Source organism: Acinetobacter lwoffii (assembly GCF_019048525.1).
GTDB lineage: Bacteria > Pseudomonadota > Gammaproteobacteria > Pseudomonadales > Moraxellaceae > Acinetobacter > Acinetobacter lwoffii_K.
Genome location: NZ_CP077369.1, coordinates 1,511,906 through 1,533,766, shown reverse-complemented (window position 1 = coordinate 1,533,766; position 21,861 = coordinate 1,511,906). Strand labels below are relative to the sequence as shown.

The 21,861-nt window shown below is 45.0% G+C and carries 19 protein-coding genes; 9 read left to right on the top strand and 10 right to left on the bottom strand.

The genetic code is table 11. The features are described from left to right. Positions 1-6 precede the first annotated feature (6 nt). The 5 genes from I6L24_RS07135 to I6L24_RS07115 all read left to right on the top strand — a co-directional run bounded on the left by I6L24_RS07135 (position 7) and on the right by I6L24_RS07115 (position 5,320). Positions 7-2,670: a TonB-dependent receptor gene (locus I6L24_RS07135; protein WP_071851445.1), complete on the top strand. Its 2,664-nt coding sequence runs from the start codon at positions 7-9 to the stop codon at positions 2,668-2,670. Positions 2,671-2,817: 147 nt separating this feature from the next. Beyond that, positions 2,818-3,519, top strand: coding sequence for an energy transducer TonB (locus tag I6L24_RS07130; RefSeq protein WP_005107731.1), 702 nt, complete (start codon positions 2,818-2,820; stop codon positions 3,517-3,519). Positions 3,520-3,555: 36 nt separating this feature from the next. Continuing rightward, positions 3,556-4,440: a MotA/TolQ/ExbB proton channel family protein gene (locus I6L24_RS07125; RefSeq protein WP_171260784.1), complete on the top strand. Its 885-nt coding sequence runs from the start codon at positions 3,556-3,558 to the stop codon at positions 4,438-4,440. 16 nt (positions 4,441-4,456) lie between these two features. After that, positions 4,457-4,882, top strand: coding sequence for an ExbD/TolR family protein (locus I6L24_RS07120; protein WP_004730650.1), 426 nt, complete (start codon positions 4,457-4,459; stop codon positions 4,880-4,882). A 21-nt stretch (positions 4,883-4,903) separates the two neighbouring features. After that, positions 4,904-5,320: an ExbD/TolR family protein gene (locus I6L24_RS07115; RefSeq protein ID WP_004279208.1), complete on the top strand. Its 417-nt coding sequence runs from the start codon at positions 4,904-4,906 to the stop codon at positions 5,318-5,320. A 55-nt stretch (positions 5,321-5,375) separates the two neighbouring features. Here I6L24_RS07115 and ftn read toward each other — a convergent pair whose 3' ends face one another. After that, on the bottom strand, positions 5,376-5,840 hold the full coding sequence (gene ftn / locus I6L24_RS07110; RefSeq protein WP_004279207.1) for a heteropolymeric bacterioferritin subunit Ftn: 465 nt from the start codon (positions 5,838-5,840) through the stop codon (positions 5,376-5,378). A 342-nt stretch (positions 5,841-6,182) separates the two neighbouring features. Here ftn and I6L24_RS07105 point away from each other — a divergent pair, with 342 nt between their 5' ends. Next, a complete protein-coding gene (locus I6L24_RS07105; protein ID WP_004730653.1) occupies positions 6,183-7,250 on the top strand; it encodes an SDR family oxidoreductase in 1,068 nt (355 codons plus the stop codon). A gap of 71 nt (positions 7,251-7,321) precedes the next feature. Here I6L24_RS07105 and ligA read toward each other — a convergent pair whose 3' ends face one another. The 5 genes from ligA to I6L24_RS07080 form a co-directional block, all read right to left on the bottom strand. Beyond that, a complete protein-coding gene (gene ligA / locus I6L24_RS07100; protein ID WP_035340924.1) occupies positions 7,322-9,361 on the bottom strand; it encodes an NAD-dependent DNA ligase LigA in 2,040 nt (679 codons plus the stop codon). Positions 9,362-9,470: 109 nt separating this feature from the next. Continuing rightward, entirely contained in the window at positions 9,471-10,436 is a 966-nt protein-coding gene (locus I6L24_RS07095; protein ID WP_004730656.1) for a cell division protein ZipA C-terminal FtsZ-binding domain-containing protein, read from the bottom strand. A 1-nt stretch (position 10,437) separates the two neighbouring features. Beyond that, entirely contained in the window at positions 10,438-13,890 is a 3,453-nt protein-coding gene (smc, locus tag I6L24_RS07090) for a chromosome segregation protein SMC (protein WP_216986620.1), read from the bottom strand. Between the two features lie 11 nt (positions 13,891-13,901). Continuing rightward, the gene (locus tag I6L24_RS07085; protein WP_004730660.1) at positions 13,902-14,597 is read right to left on the bottom strand and encodes a GntR family transcriptional regulator; all 696 of its coding nucleotides are present in this window, start codon (positions 14,595-14,597) and stop codon (positions 13,902-13,904) included. 200 nt (positions 14,598-14,797) lie between these two features. Then, positions 14,798-15,601, bottom strand: coding sequence for a sulfite exporter TauE/SafE family protein (locus I6L24_RS07080; RefSeq protein ID WP_004730663.1), 804 nt, complete (start codon positions 15,599-15,601; stop codon positions 14,798-14,800). Between the two features lie 27 nt (positions 15,602-15,628). On the opposite strand from I6L24_RS07080, the gene I6L24_RS07075 reads away from it, so the two are divergent. Continuing rightward, on the top strand, positions 15,629-16,384 hold the full coding sequence (locus I6L24_RS07075) for a biotin--[acetyl-CoA-carboxylase] ligase (RefSeq protein ID WP_004730665.1): 756 nt from the start codon (positions 15,629-15,631) through the stop codon (positions 16,382-16,384). A gap of 14 nt (positions 16,385-16,398) precedes the next feature. After that, complete coding sequence (locus I6L24_RS07070) at positions 16,399-17,139, top strand: type III pantothenate kinase (RefSeq protein WP_216986577.1); 741 nt, start codon at positions 16,399-16,401, stop codon at positions 17,137-17,139. On the opposite strand, the gene I6L24_RS07065 is transcribed toward I6L24_RS07070, so the two are convergent. The 3 genes from I6L24_RS07065 to ffh all read right to left on the bottom strand — a co-directional run bounded on the left by I6L24_RS07065 (position 17,093) and on the right by ffh (position 19,967). Then, positions 17,093-17,698, bottom strand: coding sequence for an RBBP9/YdeN family alpha/beta hydrolase (locus I6L24_RS07065; RefSeq protein WP_004730669.1), 606 nt, complete (start codon positions 17,696-17,698; stop codon positions 17,093-17,095). The two genes, I6L24_RS07070 and I6L24_RS07065, sit on opposite strands and share 47 nt — an antisense overlap. Positions 17,699-17,842: 144 nt before the next feature. Beyond that, entirely contained in the window at positions 17,843-18,409 is a 567-nt protein-coding gene (locus I6L24_RS07060; protein WP_216986576.1) for an RBBP9/YdeN family alpha/beta hydrolase, read from the bottom strand. Positions 18,410-18,560: 151 nt separating this feature from the next. After that, positions 18,561-19,967 carry a signal recognition particle protein gene (gene ffh / locus I6L24_RS07055; protein ID WP_216986575.1) on the bottom strand — a complete coding sequence of 469 codons (1,407 nt, stop codon included), beginning with the start codon at positions 19,965-19,967 and terminating at the stop codon, positions 18,561-18,563. A gap of 138 nt (positions 19,968-20,105) precedes the next feature. On the opposite strand from ffh, the gene I6L24_RS07050 reads away from it, so the two are divergent. Beyond that, positions 20,106-20,915: a cytochrome C assembly family protein gene (locus tag I6L24_RS07050; RefSeq protein WP_004730673.1), complete on the top strand. Its 810-nt coding sequence runs from the start codon at positions 20,106-20,108 to the stop codon at positions 20,913-20,915. Between the two features lie 60 nt (positions 20,916-20,975). Here the strand turns inward: I6L24_RS07050 and I6L24_RS07045 are convergent, their stop codons facing one another. Beyond that, on the bottom strand, positions 20,976-21,737 hold the full coding sequence (locus tag I6L24_RS07045) for a class I SAM-dependent methyltransferase (RefSeq protein WP_004279194.1): 762 nt from the start codon (positions 21,735-21,737) through the stop codon (positions 20,976-20,978). Positions 21,738-21,861 lie beyond the last annotated feature (124 nt).

Genomic DNA, 21,861 nt, shown 5'->3' with positions numbered 1-21,861 from the left:
TTTACGATGAAAAAAAATAAATTGGTCGGATCTATGGGGGCTCCAACCGTCAGCAAAAGACTACTCAAGTTAAGCGCACTCAGCTTAAGTATGATGTGCTTGTCTTTGGCACATGCAGCCGATGAACCAGAAAACTCTGCCGCTCAACCTACCAAGGTTCAAAAAGTGACAGTGACAGGTTCATCTATTAAAGGAGTAGCTGCACAAAGCGCCTCACCAATCACGATTATTAAAGGTGAAGATCTGGTGAATCAGGGGGTAACCACTGTAGAAGAAGCATTGATGAAAGTCAGTGCCAACCAAGCAAGTTATGTCACAGCACAAAATGTCGGTGCCAGTAATACCAGTGGTTCAACAGCAAATTTACGTGGTCTTGGTTCGGATAAAACTTTAGTTTTAATTAATGGTCGCCGTGTTGCAAGCAGTGCATTTGGTACCGATTCAACCAACTTAAACAACATCCCTCTCGCATTGGTAGAGCGCATTGAAGTCTTACGTGACGGCGCATCTGCAGTCTATGGTGCAGATGCAGTGGGTGGTGTAATCAACTTTATTACGAAAAAGCAATATGAAGGCGTGGGCATTACTTTAGGTGGTCAAATTCCTGAAGAAAAAGGCGGCGAAAAAATTGACGTTTCGCTTTTTGGGGGATATGGCGATCTAGATGAACAAGGTTTTAATGTCTACGGTGTGATCGATTACCGAAAACAAGATACGATTTGGGCAAAAGACCGTAAAGTCAGCCGCCGTGGTGGGGTACTTCCTGAATTAGGAATTGATGGCAGTTCAGCAAATGCTTTCCCTGCAAACTTCTACGATCCTATCACAGGTATTTTGGGTAACCCTTATGGGGATAATTGTTTAAATACCAAAGATACTGTTGCTGAAGATGGTTTCTGTTATTTAAATACCCAAACTGTTATTGGTATTGTGCCTGAACAAGAGAATCTTTCTGCGTTAGGTCGCGCAACTTTCAAATTGTCAGATAACTTTAATGCGATTGGTGAGTATATCTATGCACGTGATGAAGTAACCACTTCAATTGCGCCTGATGTTTATAGTCGTAGTGTGACCTTGCCTTATGCCAGTCAATATTACCCTGGCAAAGGTATTACTCCAGCAGTTGATGGCTTGGCGACTAACACATTACAACTGTATCTACGTTCACAAGGCGGTAACCGTGTTTCTAAGTCAATTAACGAATCGAACCGTATCTTTGCAGGGATTGAAGGTGAAGCATACGGTTGGGATATGAATGGTGGTGTTACTTATGCAAAAAGTGATGCGACTGACAGTTTCGTAAGTGGTTATTTAAACCGCAGTAGAGTTCAGGCTGCACTTGATAATGGAACTTTAAACCCATTTGGCCCACAAGCAGCAGCCAATGCCGGCTTATGGAACACTTTTGATGTCAAAGGCGATACCAATCAGGCATCTTTAGAATCCACTACAATTGACTTTACCGTGAGTCGTCCAATCTACACACTGCCTGCAGGTGATGTCGGTTTTGCACTCGGTGGCAGTTTCTCCAAACAAGACTGGGAAGCAACTGTAAATTCTGAAATTGTTGCTCAAGTTCCAGGCAGTGGTATTGATCCAAATAAACCAAAAAGCTCAGGCGATCGTGACATTAGTGCAGTATTTACTGAACTCCAAGTACCTTTATTGACCAACCTGGAATTACAGTTAGCTGCTCGTTATGATGACTATAGCGATTTTGGTGACACCTTTAATCCTAAAGTGGCTTTACGTTGGGAACCAGCTAAAGAACTCATGTTCCGTACTTCTTACAGTACTGGTTTCCGTGCACCAAGCTTATATGAGGTCAATGCTCCTTCGGTCAGAACTTGGACTGGTGCAAGATATAATGACCCGATTCTTTGCCCGGGTGGTACACCAACTGAAACCAGATACCAAACTGAATGTAATACCCAGTTTATCCGTACACAAGGCGGCAATTCTGAACTAGGTCCAGAAGAGTCAACATCTTACATGGCTGGTTTTGTCTTTGAACCGATCAAAAACTTAGTTTTCACTGCCGATTACTACAATATCGAAATTGAAAACTTAGTGGGAACGATTGGTGAAGCATCAATTTTTGGTGATCCAGAAAAGTATGCTCAATACTTTGTTCGTAATGCAGAAGGTCGTATCGATCATATCTCAACTAACTTGATTAACTCCGGTGGCTTGAAAACCCAAGGTATTGATTTGAGTTTGAACTATCTTTCTCCAATGACGGCAACTGGCCGCTTCGGTTTTGGTATTGACGGTACTTATGTGATCAAAATGGATTACCAAAGTGAACCAGGCGGCGAGTGGGAAGGTTATGTCGGTGTTTATGATGACCCAGCAGTGGTTCGCTGGAAACATACTGCAAACGTGAACTGGTCTTATGAAAACTGGAGAATGGTGTTTGAACAACAGTTCGTTCGTGGTTATGAAGACTATTCAGAAGAACGCGATGTTGCTGACTACACCGTATACAACATTTCTGGCACTTACAAAGGATTTAAAAATCTGGAGCTAACTGCCGGTATTAAAAATATGTTCGATGCAGAACCACCTGCCTCTGACGTAATGGATAACTTCCAATACGGTTATGACCCACGTTATAGCGATCCAACAGGCCGCGCTTACTTCTTACGTGGTACCTATAAATTCTTTTAATTAATTACTTCGCAAACACTGCTGCCAAGCGGTGTTTGCGGTTTTCCCCGTTTAATTTTAGCCAAACAAAAAATAATGCTGCCTGTAATCAAAAAAAATTCTCATCAGTGCACTATTTCCTGTTTGTCTTAAATTCTAGGAGTCATGATGGGCACAAAGTTTGAAGACTTAGAAAAAAACTCCGCCAAAAAACTGACTGGTATTGGGGTCGTTGTTTTTTTGCATATCCTGGTTGGCCTGGTACTCATGGCTGGTATGGCAAAAGACATTATTAAACCGACGGAACAGCCGGTTGAGCTAATGATTATTCAAGATATTAAGCCGCCTGAACCTGAGCCACCAAAAGAAACACCACCTGAACCACCAAAAATCGTGGAAAAAGTGGCACAAGTGCCTGAGGTGAAACCGGTTGAAAAAGTCGTTCCTGTACAGAAAACACTTCCAACGCCAACCCAACCGACAACTGTTGCAGTGCCTACTCCCGTTGCAGCGAATCCTTCACCAAGTCCGATAGCAGCACCGGCTCCAGTAGTCGCAGCCGCTCCAGCACCAGCCCCTCCACCCGCTGGTGTCACTCGTGGTGTTTCACAAGGTGAAGCAGGTTGTAAACGCCCAGACTATCCACGTGATGCACTAATGAATGAAGAACAAGGTGAAGTCTTGATCTCTGTATATGTAAATACCACCGGCAAGGTCCAGGATGCCAAAGTGAAAAAGTCGAGCGGTAGTCGTGCGCTGGATCGTGCAGCATCCAAGGCCTTCAGTTTATGTACTTTCAAGCCAGCAATGAAAAATGGCGAGCCGCAAGAATCTTGGTATGACATTCCCTATGAATTTGTCCTTGACTAACAGATACAACAGATAAAGAAAAAAATCAGGAGATCTATGATGAAAAAATCACTAAAACCTTTAAAAAACATGACTGCTGCCGGTGTAATTGCCATGAGCACTTTATTGCCCCTGCAAGCAGTTTTTGCCGAACCGTCTGCTACGCCAACCAGTACCGTAACGGATACAGCGGCAACACCAGCGACAGCGGCTGAACCGACGCCTCCAGCACCTGCTGCGGCTGAAGAACCTGCTCACAATCCTTATGGTCTGGAAGCCATGTGGAAAGAAGGTGACATGGTATCTAAAGTCACCCTGTTCATTCTGGTCATTATGTCGATCGGTACCTGGTACATCATGATCAGCAAATGTTTACAGCAAAGTAAGATCCGTAAGCAAGCCAAGGAAGCTGAACACCAATTCTGGGAATCATCTTCTCTAGATAATGCAACCGAGAATCTGGACGAAGCCAGCGTCTACCGTTTTATTGCGGAAAAAGGGATTAAATCAACTAAAAATCATGGCGGTACACTACTTGAGCGTATTGATTTCAATACCTGGGTCACTATCTCAATTTCCCGTGCGATCGACAAAATCCAGAACCATCTGAGTGGTGGCCTGGCCTTCCTTGCGACAGTAGGTTCTACTGCGCCCTTTGTTGGCCTGTTTGGTACGGTTTGGGGTATCTATCACGCACTTACCGCGATTGGTGTTTCTGGTCAGGCTTCGATTGATAAAGTAGCAGGTCCAGTGGGTGAAGCACTGATCATGACAGCGATCGGTCTGGCAGTCGCAGTTCCTGCGGTACTCGGCTACAACTGGTTGACTCGCCGTAATAAAGCGGTCATGGAAGAAGTACGTACCTTTGGTTCTGATTTACACGCAGTATTACTCAGCGGCGAAATTACGACCAACAATCCTGTTAATCGTGACGTGAAGTAAGAGTGAGGTATCAGCCATGGGAATGATGGTCAATTCAAACGACAGCGATGATGAGGTAATTGGAACCATTAATACCACACCTTTGGTTGATATTATGCTGGTTCTGCTCATTATCTTCCTGATTACTGTACCGGTTGCCATTCATACCGTACCAGTCGATCTGCCAGAAGAACGTAATGTCCCGTATGAAACCAAGCCAGAAAATGTTCAGCTGGCCGTCAATAAAACCGGCGATATTTTCTGGAATGAGTCTTATATCCCGGATAAGACGGTTTTACTGAGCCGATTACAGGCAGAAGCTCAAAAGCGACCTCAGCCTGAAGTGCATATCCGTGGTGATCAGATAACGCCTTATGAAGCAATTGATCAGGTGATTAGTACCACCCAACAGGCCGGTATCGGCAAAATTGCTTTTGTCACCACTCCGCCCGCTACACCTTAAGCACAAAGAGGGATTAAGTTTATGGGTATGAATGTTGGTTCAAATCAAGATGATGATGTGATGTTAGATGTCAACATGACGCCACTGATTGATGTCATGCTGGTCTTGCTGATTATGTTTATTATCACAATTCCTTTGCCGAATAACTCGATTAATATCGATCTACCGAATGGAACGCCTCCTGTAACCGATGAAAAACCGCCTGAGCTGGTGGAATTACGTCTGGATGCACAAGGTAAGATTTTCTGGAATGAACAGCCGGTAGCAAATACCCAAGCTCTGGAAAACTTATTCAAGACAGTAGCGCAAAAAGCGGATCAGGATCAGATTAAAATCAAGGCGGATCGTGCCACTGAATATAAACATATCGCTATGGTCATGGCGGCAGCTCAAAGGCTGGAGGTCAAAAAAATTGGCATTATGAGTAACAACAACTAAGTATTTTCAAGATATAAAAAACCCAGCATGTGCTGGGTTTTTTATTCATCCGGTTTTACATCTGTGACTGAATATAATTTTGCAGACCAATCAGTTCGATTAAGCGCAATTGTTTTTCTAACCAGTAAGTATGGTCTTCTTCGGTATCCGACATTTGCTGGCGTAACATATCACGGCTGATATAGTCACCTTTCTCTTCGCACAGTTTGATGCCCTGCGCCAGTTTTTCCCGCACATGATATTCAAGTTTTAGATCGGCTTTCAGGCAGCTCACCACATCCTCGCCAATCTCAACGTCATCGCGCTGCATGTTTGGCGTTCCTTCAAGGAACAGAACACGACGGATAATCGCATCCGCATGCTGGGACTCTTCTTGCATTTCGTGATCGATACGTTCAAAGATTTTGGTCAATCCCCAATCTTCATACATACGAGAGTGAATCAAGTATTGGTCACGAGCAGCCAGTTCGCCACCGATCAACATATTTAAATAATCTACGACTTCTGGATTTCCGCGCATTTGAATAACTCCCTACCTGTATTTTGCTATTATGGCGAAAAGCAATTGAATTTGCAAAGCTTAACCATGGTTAAATATTTGATTTTTATATAATTAAAATGAGAAGTACTTGCATTTACACTTTGTTCTTAATGAAATCCCATTTATAAAACAACACTTTGCACTTTCATTACGCTTGGCAATAACCTAAAACTGGCGAATAAACACATGCGTTAAAATTTGTAAATCTTAATTTTGACCAGACAGATTCATTCTTTTTGTATAAACATCACTGCATTGGCGTACTTCATGCTTAAATTTCGCTTATCATTCACACAAATTTAAAACAACAACGGTGCCGATATGACACATCCACAAACAACAGCGCCTGTTCTGGTTACCGGTGCATCGGGTTATATTGCCAGCTGGGTCATCCAGAAATTACTCACGCAAGGCTATACTGTACATGCCACGGTACGTGACCTAAATAAAAGTAAAAGCTTTGCCCATTTAGAAAAAATTGCCGACAGCACACCGGGAACTCTCAAGTTATTTCAGGCCAATTTATTAAGCCCAGGTTCTTTTGATCAGGCGATGCAAGGTTGTGAAATTGTCTTTCATATGGCCTCACCTTTTGTGGTCACCAACTATAAAGATGCAGTCAAAGATATTATCGAACCTGCGGTGTTAGGCACTGAAAATGTACTGAATAGTGTCAATCAGACTGAATCAGTGAAACGCGTGATCGTGACATCGAGTATCGCATCCACTTATGGCGATGCCATTGATATTCTACAAACTGAGAATAACAGTTTTGATGAATCCCACTGGAATACCACCAGTTCGGCCACACATCAGCCTTATCCTTATTCCAAAGTCATGGCAGAGCGCAAAGCCTGGGAAATGGCTGAAGCACAGGATCGCTGGGATCTGGTCTGTATCAATCCGGCACTGGTTTTTGGTCAATCCTTAACCCCAAATACCCAATCCGGTAGTGTGGAAGTCCTGCAACAGTTTGCCAATGGTATGACTTTACTTGGCGTTCCACCGATGTGGAATGGCGTGGTCGATGTTCAGGATGTTGCTGAAGCGCATATCCGTGCTGCGTTTAATCCGCAAGCGCACGGTCGTTATATCATTTGTAGTGAAAGCTTGAGCCTGCTGGAAATGGGCCAAATTCTGCGGGCACATTTTGGCAATAAGTTTCCGTTCCCGCGCAATCAATTGCCGAAGGCAGCCTTCAAAATGTTCGGGCCTGTAGCAGGTTTTAGCCGCAAATTTGTAGAACTGAATATGGGTTATCCAATTTTCTTTAATGCCCAGAAAAGTAAAGATGAGCTCGGTATTGAGTATCGTCCGGTGAAAGAAAGTCTGGTGGAACATTTCCAGCAGCTGCTCGATGATGGTGTCGTGAAAAAATATATTCCTTAATCTTTCTATGCGAAAAAGCCACCCGAAGGTGGCTTTTTTAACTCTTATTCTTTCATGAAATATCCAGAGATTTAGGCCTCAAGCTGACCATAATCCTGCATCAAGCCAATAAACTGTTGTTCATTGATCACTGGAATACCCAGTTTTTCTGCTTTATCCAGTTTTGAGCCAGCTTTTTCACCTGCAACCACACATTTGGTTTTACTAGACACACTGCCACTGACTCGCGCACCTAAGGCTTGCAATAACTGGGTGGCATCATCCCGTCCCATACTGCTTAAAGTTCCGGTAACCACCCAGCTTTCGCCGTTCAATGGCTGACGGGTCGGTGCAATCGGTGCATCCCAGTGAATACCGGCAGCCAGTAAACGATCCAAAACTTCCAGATTATGTGGCGCCTGGAAGAAATCCAGAATCCATTCCGCAGTAATATCACCGACATCTGGTGTTTTCTTTAATGCTTCAATATCAGCATTGCGTAATGCCTCCAGCGTCTGGAAAGTATTGGCCAGCATCCGCGCCGTGGTTTCACCCACCCCACGAATACCGAGAGCATAGATAAAAGCAGCCAGTGTAGTTTTCTTGCTGTTTTCGATAGCATCTAAAAGATTCTGAACCGATTTGGCCCCCATCTTTTCAATACCTAGCAAAGTCTCACGATGTTCATGCAGATGGTAAATATCTGATACATCTTTGAGAAGATTCAGATGCAGCAACGATTCTGCCCAACGGTCACCCAAGCCTTCAATATCCATGGCTTTACGTGAGACAAAGTGACGAATGGCTTCAATACGCTGCGCGGCACAATATAGTCCGCCCGAACAGCGTGCCAAGGCTTCGCCTTCCGGCATGACCACGGGTGAATCACAGACTGGACATTGTTCAGGTAAATGCACTTCAACTGCATCAACCGGGCGAAATTCCGGCCAGACTTTTTCCACCTTAGGAATTACATCGCCACTACGATAAACACTGACGGTATCACCAATACGTACATCCAGACGGTGAATTTCGCCAATATTATGCAGCGTCACATTGGAAACTGTTACTCCACCGACAGCAACTGGATTTAAACGCGCAACCGGCGTCAATGTTCCAGTACGACCCACTTGCCAGTTAATATTTTCTACTGTGGTCAGTGCTGCAACTGCCGGAAATTTATAGGCGGTGGCCCAACGCGGTTCACGGCTCAGGAAACCAAGCTGTTGTTGCTGTTTCAGGTCATTGACCTTGATCACCATACCATCGATTTCGACACTGAGACTGGCACGCTCATCAATGATCTGTTCGTAGACCTTTTGCACGTCCTGAATACTGTCACAGATAAAGTGACGCTCGCCAACCGCAAAACCGAACTGATGTAACCATTCCAGACTGGCGGACATAGTGGTTTGTCCATGATGCGGCACGCACTGAGCAATCCCATAAGCATAAAAAGCCAATGGCCGCGAGGCAGCAATATTCGGGTCCAGCTGACGCAAACTTCCTGCCGCAGCATTACGCGGATTAGCAAAGGTCTTTTCACCTTTGGCGGCATTGGCAGCATTCAATTTTTCAAAACCGGATTTCGGCATCAACACTTCGCCGCGGACTTCCAACAAATCGGGAATGATGCCATTCACCGGAGATAAAAGTTTCGGCAGGTTGCGAATGGTTCTGACATTCTGGGTGATGTCTTCACCGGTTTCCCCATCGCCGCGTGTCACCCCACGCGTCAATACGCCATGCTCATACCAGAGTGAAATGGCCAGACCATCAAATTTCAGTTCCACATCATATTCAATTTTTTGATTTGGCAAACGTTCTTCAATACGGCGGGCAAAAGCCAGCAGATCTTCCTGATTAAAGACATTGCCTAATGACAGCATCGGCACGGCGTGTGTTACGGTCACAAATTTTGAAAGCGCCTGTCCACCCACTTTATCGGTTGGGCTATCGGACTGGATCAGGTCAGGATATTGTTGTTCTAAGGCTTTGAGCTGATGAAAGAGCTGATCATATTCACTGTCTTCAATGCTCGGTTGATCCATCACATAATAAGCATGGTTATGCTTGGCAAGCAGTTGAATCAGTTGACGCATTTGCGCAATGACAGTAGCATCTTGGGTCATAATTTCACCATAAAAAAGGGCGGAAAATCCGCCCTGTAGAATATTCAGCTTTTGGCTATTATAAAAATTGCAGTCTACAGATTCAACTTGGAGATTGAACAAAGCAGCCTTAAACTACCGTACCTTGTCCAGCACGATAATCAATGGCCTGATGGCGCCAGAATTCACGTAATTGTGGAGTAAATTCCTGCTGGTTCTGGTCATAGACCAGACCATCCACTTCACGGGCAATCAGACGTGAAATACTGTCCATGGTATCAAACGCATTTTGTACATCGCTATGCGGTAAAGCCAGGAAGAATGCCAGACCTTTCACTTCCTGAGTTGATAGGGTTTCCAGATCAAAGCCTTCCATTCCAGTATCGGTCATTTGCAATACCGAGAACAGCAGTTTTGAACCGTCTTCACTATAACGGTGGAAACAGGCCAATTCGCCATAACGCAGGCCATATTTTAGTAAAACTTTCAGGGTTTTATCACCTGAAAGTACACGGCCTTGCGGATAGATATGCAAAGAAATAATGGTTTCAGCATTGGACAAAGCACTTTCTTCATCCACTATTTTTTGCTCATGCAGATGTGCATCCAGAATACTACTTTCATCATTAAATTCAGAAATTTCTGCTTTTTCGATGTTGCTGTTCAGGCTGAATTCAGGCATTTCTTCCTTGGTTTCAATCTGGCTATTCTTCTGTTCCGCTTCTACCTGTTGAACATCTGCTGCCGTGACTACCGACTTTTCCACTACTTCAGCTTCTGTTGACGGGGCAGCTACAGGAGTTTCGACTGCTTTTGGCTCAACCGGAGTTGATTCAGCCTTGCGAAAGGCGGAAGGCTTTTCAGGAGCCGGTTCATCTATACCCAAGCTTGGCTCGATACGATCAGATTCGACATCCTGTTGTGCCAACTGAGAACGTACATGCCTTGGAATGATCGGGGTCTGGCTATCCGGGTCGATATGCAGGTTGGCATCCAGTGAAGGTACAGCCTCCACAGGTTTTTTGAACAGCATTCTTATACCAAACAGCATAATCACAATTGCGATAACAATCCCGATAATGGTGGTGATTTCCATATTATACCTCCGCAGCTAGGCCGTATTCTTTTGCCTGTTCCAAATTAACTGTCACTAATTTTGATGTTCCCGGTTCAGGCATGGTTACACCTAAAAGATCAGTCGCCATCATCATTGCAAGTTTGTTATGGGTAATATAAATAAATTGCACGTGTTCAGAAAGCTCTTTGACTAAATTACAAAAGCGTCCCACATTAGCATCATCCAGGGGTGCATCGACTTCATCCAATACGCAAAATGGTGCCGGATTTAAGCGAAAAATCGCGAATACCAATGCTAATGCAGTTAAGGCCTTTTCTCCACCAGAGAGTAAGGCCAATGAGCTGTTTCGTTTACCCGGTGGTCGGGCCATCAGTTTTACCCCCGACTGCCAGCCATCTTCAAGGCTTAAACTCGCCTCACCACCTTCAAACACTTTCGGGAACAGGTTTTGTAGCTCAGCATTGACCTGATCAAACGTGTGCATAAACAGTTTACGGGTTTCCTGATCAATACTTTTCATCGCAGCCTGTAGCTGTTCAACCGTATTTTCCAGATCCTGCATCTGGTGACTCAGTTCCTCATAACGTTTTGACAGTTCTTCATATTCTTCAGAAGCCGCCAGATTGACTGCACCGAGTTTATCAAACTGAGCCTGAGCTTTTTCCAGTTTCGCCTGATGTGCTTTAACATCAATATCCAGCCCGGAAATTACTTCACTATTCAATTCTTTCAGTTGTTCAGAATAATGCTGCAAATCAGATTTGGCTGCCTGCCAAGCCAGACGTTTTTCTTCCAGTGTAGTGCGAAGTTTTTCATCCTGCTGCTGGAAGCTGTGACGCTGTTCGGTCAAGTGCTGCTGTTTGCTCTGCACCTGATTTAATTCAATCTGCCAGTCGGCCCAAGTCTTTTGCAGTTTTTCAGTGATCTGCGCCTGTTCATTGAACTGGCTCTGTAAAGCAGGTAATTCCAGCTGTACCGGATCGACAAACTTTTTGGCCTGCTCGATTTGTGCAGTAATTTGTTGAGACTGTTCTTTTAGGAATACCTGATCTTTTTCCAGCAATTCGATCTGCTGCTGGCTTTGCACATTTTGCCGGCGCAGCACTTCCAGTTCCTGCTGCGCTTGCTGACTGAGCTGCTGTGAGTCATCCAACTGAGCGCTCAATTCTTCAAGCTGGAATTGCAGGGTTTTATAATTTGGTAGCGCCTGTTCCAGCTTGATATTCAAGGCATGCAGGTCAATTTCCAGATCATCTTTCTGCATGGCATCTTCTTCAAGCTGCTCATCCAGTTGTTGTAACTGATGCTGTAATTGCTGCTTTTGCAAGGCGAAAGCATGAGCGCTACTTTGTACTTTGGCAATGTGAATATCGAGTTGCTGCAGCTGCTTTTGGGTATGCTTGTGCTGCTCACTGATACTCTGAATCTGGTTTTGCAAAGCTTTAACCTGATCGGCGAATTCAGGTAACTGCTGCTCCAGCTGCATAAACTTAGGTTCAAGTTCCGCAAGCTGCTGCTCGATTTCATCCAGACGGATTCGATGACTCAATGCACCTTGTCCGGCCTGACTGGCTTCATCATAGTCCAGCGCAATGACCCAGTCTGACCCAACCTGATAGCCATCCAAACTCAGTAATGTCTGGCCTTGTAATAGGTCAGTTTGAAGCGGTAATGCTTGTGCTAATGTATCTACGACTCCAACTTGCTGCCACAGTGAATAATGCGGAGATTCAATCCAGTCGGCCAGACACATCGTATTGGCAATCTGAATTTTATCCTGAACAGCCTGTTGTTTTAACTGACGTGCACGATCTTCAAGGAAGTGCTCGCCCTCTGCCAGAATCTGGGCAGACAGCCACTTGGCCAGAAACTTTTCGATCAGGCTGGCATGTCCTTTGCCTGCATCATTGAGCTTAAGCACATGCATCAACTGGACCGCATCACTCTTAGCATTTGGGTTGGCTTTGGTCAGTAATTGGCTCAGGTTTTTCTTTTCTGAATGCAGGACCTGAATTTCAGATTTGAGCTGCATCAGCTGTTGTTGACGACTCGCCTGCTCTTCCTGAATCTGCTCGAATTGAGTTCTTAAATCTGTTAATTGAATTTCATAGCCAACGATTTGCTGTTCAGCCTGGGCTTTGTCTGCCTGATACTGCACCAGCTCATCTTGCTGCGCCTGTTGCTGGATCTGTGCATTTTGCTGTTGGAGCGTCTGTTTCTGCTGTTCAATCCGTTCAATATTCTTTGCCAGTTGCTCGCTTTGAGCCAGCATTTGTAATTTACGCTGTTGCTGCTGTTCGACCTGAGTTTTAATCTGTGCGAATTGCGCTGCTACTGAACTCTGCTGGGATTTGAGCTCACTCAGATTCTGACTATGCGTCTGAGTCTGGCCATCTTGCTGTTGCAATTGTGCCTGTTGATCTTCAAATTGCTGCTGCAAGGTTTCGAGTTGCAGTTCAATCAACTGCAAACGCTCTTTAGTCTGGGCTTTTTGCTGTTCCAGTTTGACCAGACTGGTGGAATTCTGCTCCAGCAAAGACTGCTTTTGTTGCAGGGTCATTTCCAGTTCAGCCAGTTTTTTCTCAGCCTGTTGCCATTCGCTTTGCAAAGGGGTGGATTGCTGAATCAGACGCTGGAACAGTTCACTGGTGCTGCCCAAATCATGTTCAACGGTGGTCAGTTTGGAACGTACCAGCTTAAAGTTTTCCCCGAGCGTATTCATCTCAAGGGTATATTCTTGCTGTAAGCGCTGGCTTTGCTCACATTGAAAAGACAGAATTTCGATCTTGATGGTACGGATCTGCCCTTCCAGTTCTTTATATTGAATCGCACTTTCCGACTGACGTTTCAGGGTTTTTAGCTGAGATTTCAGTTCGGAGGCGATATCTTCCAGACGCGACAGGTTTTGTGTGGTGTGATCCAGATGCAGCATGGTTTCACGGCGACGCGCCTGATAGCGCGACACTCCGGCCGCTTCTTCAATATAGACCCGCATTTCATCGGGCTTGGCATCGACCAGACGGTTGATCATGCCCTGCTCGATAATCGCATAGGAACGCGGACCAAGACCGGTACCCAGGAAAATATCGGTAATATCACGACGACGGCATTTGCTGCCATTCAGGAAATATTCGGACTTGCCATCGCGGTTGACCTGACGGCGTACCGCCAGTTCGTTATAGGCATTATAAGCACCGCCCAGCTTGCCATAGGTATTGTCAAAGCGCAGTTCTACACTGGCCATGCCCACCGGTTTACGCTTGGCAGTTCCGGTAAAGATGACATCCTGCATGCTGCCACCACGCAACTGACGCGCACTGGACTCGCCCATGACCCAGCGTATGGCATCAATGACGTTGGATTTACCACAACCATTCGGTCCCACGACCGCAGTACGATTATCTTTAAAATGTAAAGTGGTACTGTCGGCAAAAGATTTAAAGCCTGAAAGTTTTAAACTGCTTAAACGCATAATGTCCTGATTTAACGTCGTGAGCGTCTGGCCCACGCGAGTTCAATTTGTTTCATCCGTGTCAGAGATTCCAACACAAGGTTGCGCAAGTGTCGACAAAAATCTTCCATAAATAAAGTGGCCTGATGGCTTTTTCGTATCAAAATTGCTTCAGTGACCAGTTTAAATAAGTCAAAAGATTCCTGTAACTCGCGTCTGGAAATATTCAGGGTCAGAAAATAGCTCCGACGCAAAGAAGGCAGCAGTTCCTGATAGTAGCGCATCAGATAAGGATTCCCGACCATCTCATGCTGCTGGGCCATGCCCTGAAAGATCAGATCATAAAACTTTTCAGTGTGTCCTTGGCGGGTTTCTGCTTCCAATTGCTCTAATAATAGCTGAATGCGCTCAGCTTCATGCACCCGCCAGGTTTCCGCCATACGATGCACCATCTGCCCGAGCAATAACGAGGTCATGTCAAATAAGGCACGCACCTGCAAGGCGGACATTTCCGAGACAATCGCTCCCCGGCGCGGGAAAATTTCAATCAGCTGGGTGCGTTCCAGCAAAAGCAGGGCTTCACGAACCGAACCCCGACTGACATCAAGCTCCGAGGCAATCCTGAGCTCCTGTATACGTTCGCCTTCGACCAGTTCACCGCGGATAATCTGTTCGCTAATGTGCTTGGCAATCTGCTCAGACAAACTCTGCGCTTGTTCTAATGGCATACCGTTCCTGTCTTTATTTTTATGGATACTGGTTTAGCCCTTTATTTGGACTATGTGGCTATTAAACGGGTTTTTATCCATAAATACTTTGACATTGTCAGACAATCTTATGTCTATATAGCCAACTTAGGCTCATAAAAAAGGAGAATAGTCATCTATTCTCCTAATACGGTACATCAGTCCAACCTAAAAGGTTTAAATCAGGCCATAAAACCTTGATAAATAAAATACAGGCCGACGGTAGTCAGTAGTGCAGCAAAACATTTTTTTAATACGGCCGGTGAAAGCAGATGTGCCACTTTTGCCCCCAGCTTGGCCGTGAAAAAACTCATCATGCTGATACCAATAAAGGCATAAATATGAATATAGCCAATGGTATTTGGCACGGTGACCTGCGCCTGTTTACCGAACCAGATAAACCCCAACGCACCTGCGACTGCAATCGGTAATCCACAAGCCGCAGAGGTCGCTACTGCCTTTTGCATCACGATCCCACAGCGATTCAGAAATGGAACGGTCAGACTTCCCCCACCAATCCCAAAGATCGCTGATGCCACACCGATTCCACCACCTGCAGCAATTTGTACCGGGGTTGAAGGCAATTTTTGATTCGGATCGATCTGAATATGTGCTCCCCTGAACATTCTAAATGCCACCCAGACCGCAAAGAAACCGATCAACAACTGCAAACCCTGACCAGATAAATAATCGGCAATCCCCGCACCCAGGAAAGAGCCAATGACCAGACCTGGCGCCAGATTACGAAATACGGGCCATAGTACAGCCCCTCGTTGATGATGTGCCATCACCGAACTGATAGAAGTCACAATAATTGTTGCCAGGGAAGTACCCACCGCCATATGCATAATCACGCTGGGATCGTACTGGAGCTGGGTAAAAACAATGTACAGGATCGGCACAATAATCAAACCACCACCGACCCCAAACAGGCCTGCGGTGAATCCGGCAATTGCACCAATCAATAAATATATGATTAACTCCATAACGATATTTACCACGTTTAGATTCAAATGGATGTAGAAACTCGTGAACTGCAACAACGATTAAGCGATGCAGGCCAACTCCCGGAAGTATTACTCATCAAACCGATTACCAGATCGACCAATGATGATGTGCGCGAATTGGCAACGAAGGGGGTACAGCAGGTTCTGGTGTGCAGTCATGTGCAGACCCAAGGCCGTGGACAGCGTCAACGTCAGTGGATATCACCTGAAGGGAACATCTATTTAAGCACATTGCTGCATACACAAAAACCCATCGATGGTCGTCTGGCGCTGGAAATTGCGTTAAATATCCTGCAAATGCCCAGTCTGCAAGGGCTAAAATTACAAGTAAAATGGCCGAATGACCTGTATAGCCTGCACGGAAAATGGGGTGGTATTCTGGTCGAGCCGATTTCATCCACACAGGTGGTGGTCGGTGTCGGTTTAAATATCGATCCTCTGCCCACTGAACTTCCAGATCAGCAGGTTAGCTCCTTGAACGAGTTGGGATTATCGCATACCTCAAGAGTCGAACTGATTGCCCAGTTATATCTGGCGATTCAGCAAGCCGGGCAATGGTTTAATTATGGCAGTCAGAATCTGGCGGCGCGTTTTAATCGATCGGCTGCATTTATGCAACAAACGGTTGAATTTACCGATGTGCAAGGGCAATATTCCGGTACTTTTCTCGGGATTCAGGACGATGGTGCGGTCAAGATTTTGACCGATCAGGGAATCCAGACCTTTTATCAGGGACAGCTCCGCCTTAAAAATGGTAGATGAACAGGCATACAGCAATGAAAAAATTATGGTTGGATATCGGCAATACCCGGCTTAAATACTGGATTACCGAGCATGATCAGATTATTGAACAGGCAGCGGAATTACATTTACAGTCTCCTGCTGATTTGTTACTTGGCCTGATCCAGCATTTCAAAGCGCTGGGCTTGCATCAGGTAGGTCTATCCTGTGTGCAAGATAAAATCAATAATGAGCGCATTCTCAGCATTTTAGAAAGCCTGCATATTCCAGTGATTTTTGCTCAAGTACAGGCAGAATATGCAGGTCTGATCTGTGGTTATGATGAACCTTCTCAGCTGGGGATTGACCGCTGGTTACAGGTACTTGCTGTTGCGACTCAAGCGCATGAAAATTACTGTGTAATTAGTTGTGGTACGGCACTGACCATTGATTTGGCGCAAGGACAACAACATTTGGGTGGTTTTATTCTGCCGAATCTGTACTTGCAACGTGATTCCCTAATTCAGAATACCAAAGGCATTAAAATTCCGGATGCCGCTTTTTCTGAACTCAATCCTGGACGCAATACCATCGATGCTGTCCATCATGGCATCCTACTTGGTCTGCTGAGCACGATTGAGAAAGTACTACATGATTTTCCAGCACAGCTGGTTTTAACTGGTGGAGATGCCCCGCTATTTGCGCAGCATCTCGCTCAGTACCAGCCCCGGATTGAACCTGATCTCTTGCTTAAAGGCCTGCAGCATTTTGCAGCTCATTTGCCAGACACTGTTTGATAATATCCAGCAATTGGGGGAATTCGGCAAAACCATCAGCCTTGTTAAAATGTCCAGCTTTTTTGATCTCAAAAATTTGTGCATTCAGGCTATGTGCTAAACGCAAGGAAATCGGTGCAGGCACATAGGGATCATTACTGGAGATCAGCATCACCGCACGTTTATAGCTATAGGGTAAGTTTTTCAAATCGAGCCGGACGGCCTGCAGTATTTTATTCAGTTCTGACCAGGCCACCAAGGGCGTATCAAAGGCCGAGACCAGAATAATGCCGCCGATCTTGCGTTGCTGCTGAATATAATGTTCCTGTAAAAAGTTTAAAACACTGACGCAACTCAGGCCATGTGCAACTAAAAAGGTATGTTCATCCATCTGCGGAATGTGCAGTTTCAGATTCTGCTGCCACTCTTCTAAATCAGGCTGAAAAGGGTTGGCCAGCATAATCCGCTTGGACTCAAAACCGGCATTTTTAAGCTGGCGACTCAGCCAAGGATACCAGTGATCATTGGAGGTCGCCTGATAATCCGGCACGATATAGACTTTCTTTATTATATTTTTCATAGTGATTTACTTATTATCATTGAACGCAAATTGCGTCGACAAAAAATAAGTTTTAACCAGTCTGGAGATGGAATTCAAGTCTCTTTTTGAACGCCATCTCATGTTAAATTTTAAAATTTAGCGAATACAATAACATGCCTAAATTTAACATTTAATCAGATACGGCTCGATCACTTTCCAGAGCTCCGGCAGATCAGTACAACCTTGAGAATCAATAAAATGCCCATGATGCTTGGCATTCACCACAATTGCATCCAGACTGTCTGCCTGTTGCAGACTAAATTCAGGCGCAACCCGATCATCGCCTTCAGAGTAGATCACCACACGCTCTGCAATCTGCTGTTTCAGCAAATCGAAATCGATATTAGAGGCATCAATAAAAGGGTTCACTTCATCCAGACGACCCAGCCGGCCATTAAATCCTGCGATCAGTACCAGTTGCTGAATCTTCTGCTGTTTTAATTCTCTGGATAAGTAATGCAATGCGGCCACAGTCCCCAAACTATGTGCGATAAAGATACTGTCCTCGTCAATTGCATCAATCTGTTCACGCATTTGCTGATCCCAGGTGTCCAGTGTCGGTGTAGTTGATGGATCCAGCCGGAGGACTTTTAAACTGACATTTTCCTGTTGGGCTTTTTCCTGAATCCATGGGTACCAGTTTTCTTCCGGGCTTGCAGTATAACCATGTACGACAATTACTTGGTTCATTTGAAATTTCTCTTTATTTTGTGCTCATGCTCCTGAGTCTGCCTGATCGGATTTTTATTTTGGGTAAGTAAATGTTGTTTTGTTTAAACCGGTTTGACTATTTATTCGCAATAAAAAAAGGCGCATATTGCGCCTTTTTTTAAAATAAAACTTATTTCTTGTCGTTGCCGCCGAACAATGGACCCATACCACCGCCGCCACCAAACTGTTTCTGCAAACCGCCAAATGACTTCATCATTTTTGCCATACCGGATGGATTGGCAAATTTTTTCATCATCTTGGCCATTTGGGCATGTTGCTTGATCAGCTTGTTGACTTCTGCCACTTCCATACCACAACCTGCTGCGATACGTTTTTTACGGCTTGGGTTCATCAAGTCTGGATTACGGCGCTCTTTCAGGGTCATCGACTGGATAATCGCTTCCATTTTCTTGACCTGCTTTTCAGGATTGGCTTGCGCCAACGCATCTTGCAGACCGGCATTGCTCATGCCAGGAAGTTTGTCCAGGAAGCCCATCATGCCGCCCATCTTGTTCATCTGCTCAAACTGCATCAGCATGTCTTCAAAGTTGAAGCTGCCGCCTTTTTGCAGTTTTTTCGCCATTTTTTCGGCTTTTTCTTTGTCGACCTTGCGTTCAAGTTCTTCGACCAAAGAAAGTACATCACCCATACCGAGAATACGCTGTGCAACACGCTCAGGATGGAATGGCTCCAAGGCATCGAGTTTCTCACCCATACCCAAGAATTTGATTGGCTTGCCGGTAATCGCGCGTACTGAAAGCGCTGCACCACCGCGCGCATCACCATCAGTTTTGGTCAGGATCACACCAGTTAAAGGCAAGGCATCATTAAATGCTTTGGCGGTGTTTGCCGCATCCTGACCGGTCATGGCATCGACCACGAACAGGGTTTCAGTCGGGTTAATCGCTGCATGCAGCTCTTTGATTTCACCCATCATGTCATCATCGATATGCAAACGACCTGCCGTATCGACAATCAGCACATCGGCAAACTGGATTTTTGCCTGTTCAATCGCGCGATTCACAATCGTAATCGGTTTTTCGTCTGCGCTAGATTCCAGGAAAATCGCACCGACTTCACCCGCGACAGTCTGTAGCTGTTTGATCGCAGCCGGACGATACACATCGGCAGAGACCATCGCGACTTTTTTCTTTTGACGTTCTTGTAAGAAGCGTGCAAGTTTCGCTGCAGTTGTTGTTTTACCTGCACCCTGCAGGCCTGCCAGCAGGACAACCACAGGTGGTTTTGCAGTGAGGTCGAGGCTTTCATTGGCCTCGCCCATCATTTTGGTCAATTCGTCATGAACGATTTTGACAAAAGCCTGCCCAGGAGATAACTGAGTCATCACTTCCTGGCCTAATGCTTCTTCCTTAACTTTCGCGATGAATTCACGAGTTACAGGTAACGCAACATCGGCCTCAAGAAGCGCCATACGCACTTCACGTAACGTATCTTTAATATTGTCTTCGGTTAGCTGCCCTGAGCCAGTAACATTTCTTAAACTCTGCGTGAGTCGTTCTGTTAAGGTATCAAACATTGCAAAATCCGCTTAAAATAGCCATGAGCAAAAAATTGTTTCTTAAAATAGAAAATTTATGCATAGAATGCTATAGGATACTGTAGTTCGCAGCGAATTTATATAAATGAATATTCATCACCCTTAAAAAGGTTTGACATGGTTAGCCTCCCCTTGGTTTATACGATCTTAGCATTAGTCGCTTACACCGCTTCCTTCTGGTATCTGTTCATTCATTTAATGTCTAAACGTGCTCCTAATCAATGGTTTGTCTCGCTAACCGCACTGCTTGGACTGGGCTTGCATGCGCTGGTTTTATATGGCGATATGCATACCCCGCTGGGCATCAATTATGATGTCTTTGCCCTGTTTTCCTTTACCTCTGGTCTGATGCTGTTACTCAGCATTATTTACAGTACTTATCGTCCAATTATTGCCCTGAACCTGATCGGGATTCCGGTGGCTGCGACCGGATTAATTCTTGGCTTTGCGTTTACTCAGCCTGCAAAAATCATCACACAAAACTCTTTGGGTCTGGATATTCATATTATCCTGTCTTTGTCTGCTTATGCGGTATTGCTCATGGCGACTATTCAGGCCGTAATTTTACGCTTTCAGGATCGTGAGCTGAAAAAGAAGCAAAAACGCCGCGTTTGGGTCAGTTTGCTACCCTCTTATCAAGACATGGAATCATTGCTGTTTGATATGCTGATGACCGGTTTTGTTTTACTTACCCTCGCTTTGGGCTTTGGCTTTTTTACTATCGACAATTTCTTTGCTCAGCATCTGGCACATAAAACGGCGTTCAGTATCATTTCCTGGCTTGTTTACGGTTCACTATTAATTGGACACTGGAAGTTTGGCTGGCGTGGCCAAAAAGCTGTGCGCTTTACCCTACTCGGTTTTGGCTTGCTGGCACTGGGTTTTATTGGTTCTAAATTTGTGCTGGAAATGATTCTAGGGCGATAATTCTGAGCCGTGAATATTCAATTCATTGTTCAATAAACAGATTCTAGCTCTAATATTTTTTTAAACGATTATACGCCCCGCACGCACTGATAATGGCCAGCGAATGACTCTGGGCAATTCTGGATCTTCCCATTCTGGCAATAAGGCATCTGCCAGTACATTTAATGGATTATGTCCGAGTGCTTGAGTTGCTGCTTTCACGGCTGACCAAGTACTCATATAACCAATTAACTGATAAAAATTCCATTCAACCTGCAATACCGGTGGCTGAGTCGCAATTTCCTGAAATGGAAATGGTAAATTTTTATATCCTTCATCTACATGGCGACGTTCAGGTGGCCAGTACGGTGCAAGCGTGACTTCATAAAAATGCTTAAAATAATGATTCAGATGGGGCTCATCCACACTGAATACGCCATAGCTAATTAAAGCCAGAATGGCATTGGGTTTAGCAATCCGGCGAACTTCTGCGTAAAATTTTTCCAGATCGAGCCAATGCGCTGCTTGAGCCACCGAAATCAGATCAACACTCTGGTCAGCACACGGAATCTTTTCAGCGAGTGCCTGACCATACTGAATTTTTGGATGCGGTTTGGCTTGGGCAAGCTGTTCAGCACTCGCATCAATAGCAAGCACCTGATCAAAGTAATTCGCCAAAACTTCTGAAAGCTGTCCAGAACCACAGCCGACATCTACAGCCAATTTAGTACCTGGTGACAGCTCTGCCAATAGCTTTCCCAATGCATCCGGATAATGCGGACGAAACAAAGCATAGTCCTGTGACTGCTGGGAGAAATGATCTTTAAATTCCCTATTTTCCATATATATGCTTTCCAGACCAGTTTTATTTCAGTCTAAATAGACGGTCAGGGAATGCAGTTGGAATTTGGTTTCAGTTACTTCCTGTTTTTAAAATGCAGAATTCATCTATTTAATAGAATCATGT

Excerpts from the sequence above, each read along its gene's own strand:
- I6L24_RS07095 (WP_004730656.1), bottom strand. The coding sequence starts at position 10,436 with ATGGAAATCACCACCATTATCGGGATTGTTATCGCAATTGTGATTATG.
- I6L24_RS07070 (WP_216986577.1), top strand. The coding sequence starts at position 16,399 with ATGAAAAAATTATGGTTGGATATCGGCAATACCCGGCTTAAATACTGG.
- ffh (WP_216986575.1), bottom strand. The coding sequence starts at position 19,967 with ATGTTTGATACCTTAACAGAACGACTCACGCAGAGTTTAAGAAATGTT.
- I6L24_RS07130 (WP_005107731.1), top strand. The coding sequence starts at position 2,818 with ATGGGCACAAAGTTTGAAGACTTAGAAAAAAACTCCGCCAAAAAACTG.
- ligA (WP_035340924.1), bottom strand. The coding sequence starts at position 9,361 with ATGACCCAAGATGCTACTGTCATTGCGCAAATGCGTCAACTGATTCAA.
- I6L24_RS07060 (WP_216986576.1), bottom strand. The coding sequence starts at position 18,409 with ATGAACCAAGTAATTGTCGTACATGGTTATACTGCAAGCCCGGAAGAA.
- I6L24_RS07120 (WP_004730650.1), top strand. The coding sequence starts at position 4,457 with ATGGGAATGATGGTCAATTCAAACGACAGCGATGATGAGGTAATTGGA.
- I6L24_RS07080 (WP_004730663.1), bottom strand. The coding sequence starts at position 15,601 with ATGGAGTTAATCATATATTTATTGATTGGTGCAATTGCCGGATTCACC.
- I6L24_RS07135 (WP_071851445.1), top strand. The coding sequence starts at position 7 with ATGAAAAAAAATAAATTGGTCGGATCTATGGGGGCTCCAACCGTCAGC.
- smc (WP_216986620.1), bottom strand. The coding sequence starts at position 13,890 with ATGCGTTTAAGCAGTTTAAAACTTTCAGGCTTTAAATCTTTTGCCGAC.
- I6L24_RS07050 (WP_004730673.1), top strand. The coding sequence starts at position 20,106 with ATGGTTAGCCTCCCCTTGGTTTATACGATCTTAGCATTAGTCGCTTAC.
- ftn (WP_004279207.1), bottom strand. The coding sequence starts at position 5,840 with ATGCGCGGAAATCCAGAAGTCGTAGATTATTTAAATATGTTGATCGGT.
- I6L24_RS07085 (WP_004730660.1), bottom strand. The coding sequence starts at position 14,597 with ATGCCATTAGAACAAGCGCAGAGTTTGTCTGAGCAGATTGCCAAGCAC.
- I6L24_RS07125 (WP_171260784.1), top strand. The coding sequence starts at position 3,556 with ATGATGAAAAAATCACTAAAACCTTTAAAAAACATGACTGCTGCCGGT.
- I6L24_RS07065 (WP_004730669.1), bottom strand. The coding sequence starts at position 17,698 with ATGAAAAATATAATAAAGAAAGTCTATATCGTGCCGGATTATCAGGCG.
- I6L24_RS07105 (WP_004730653.1), top strand. The coding sequence starts at position 6,183 with ATGACACATCCACAAACAACAGCGCCTGTTCTGGTTACCGGTGCATCG.
- I6L24_RS07075 (WP_004730665.1), top strand. The coding sequence starts at position 15,629 with ATGGATGTAGAAACTCGTGAACTGCAACAACGATTAAGCGATGCAGGC.
- I6L24_RS07115 (WP_004279208.1), top strand. The coding sequence starts at position 4,904 with ATGGGTATGAATGTTGGTTCAAATCAAGATGATGATGTGATGTTAGAT.
- I6L24_RS07045 (WP_004279194.1), bottom strand. The coding sequence starts at position 21,737 with ATGGAAAATAGGGAATTTAAAGATCATTTCTCCCAGCAGTCACAGGAC.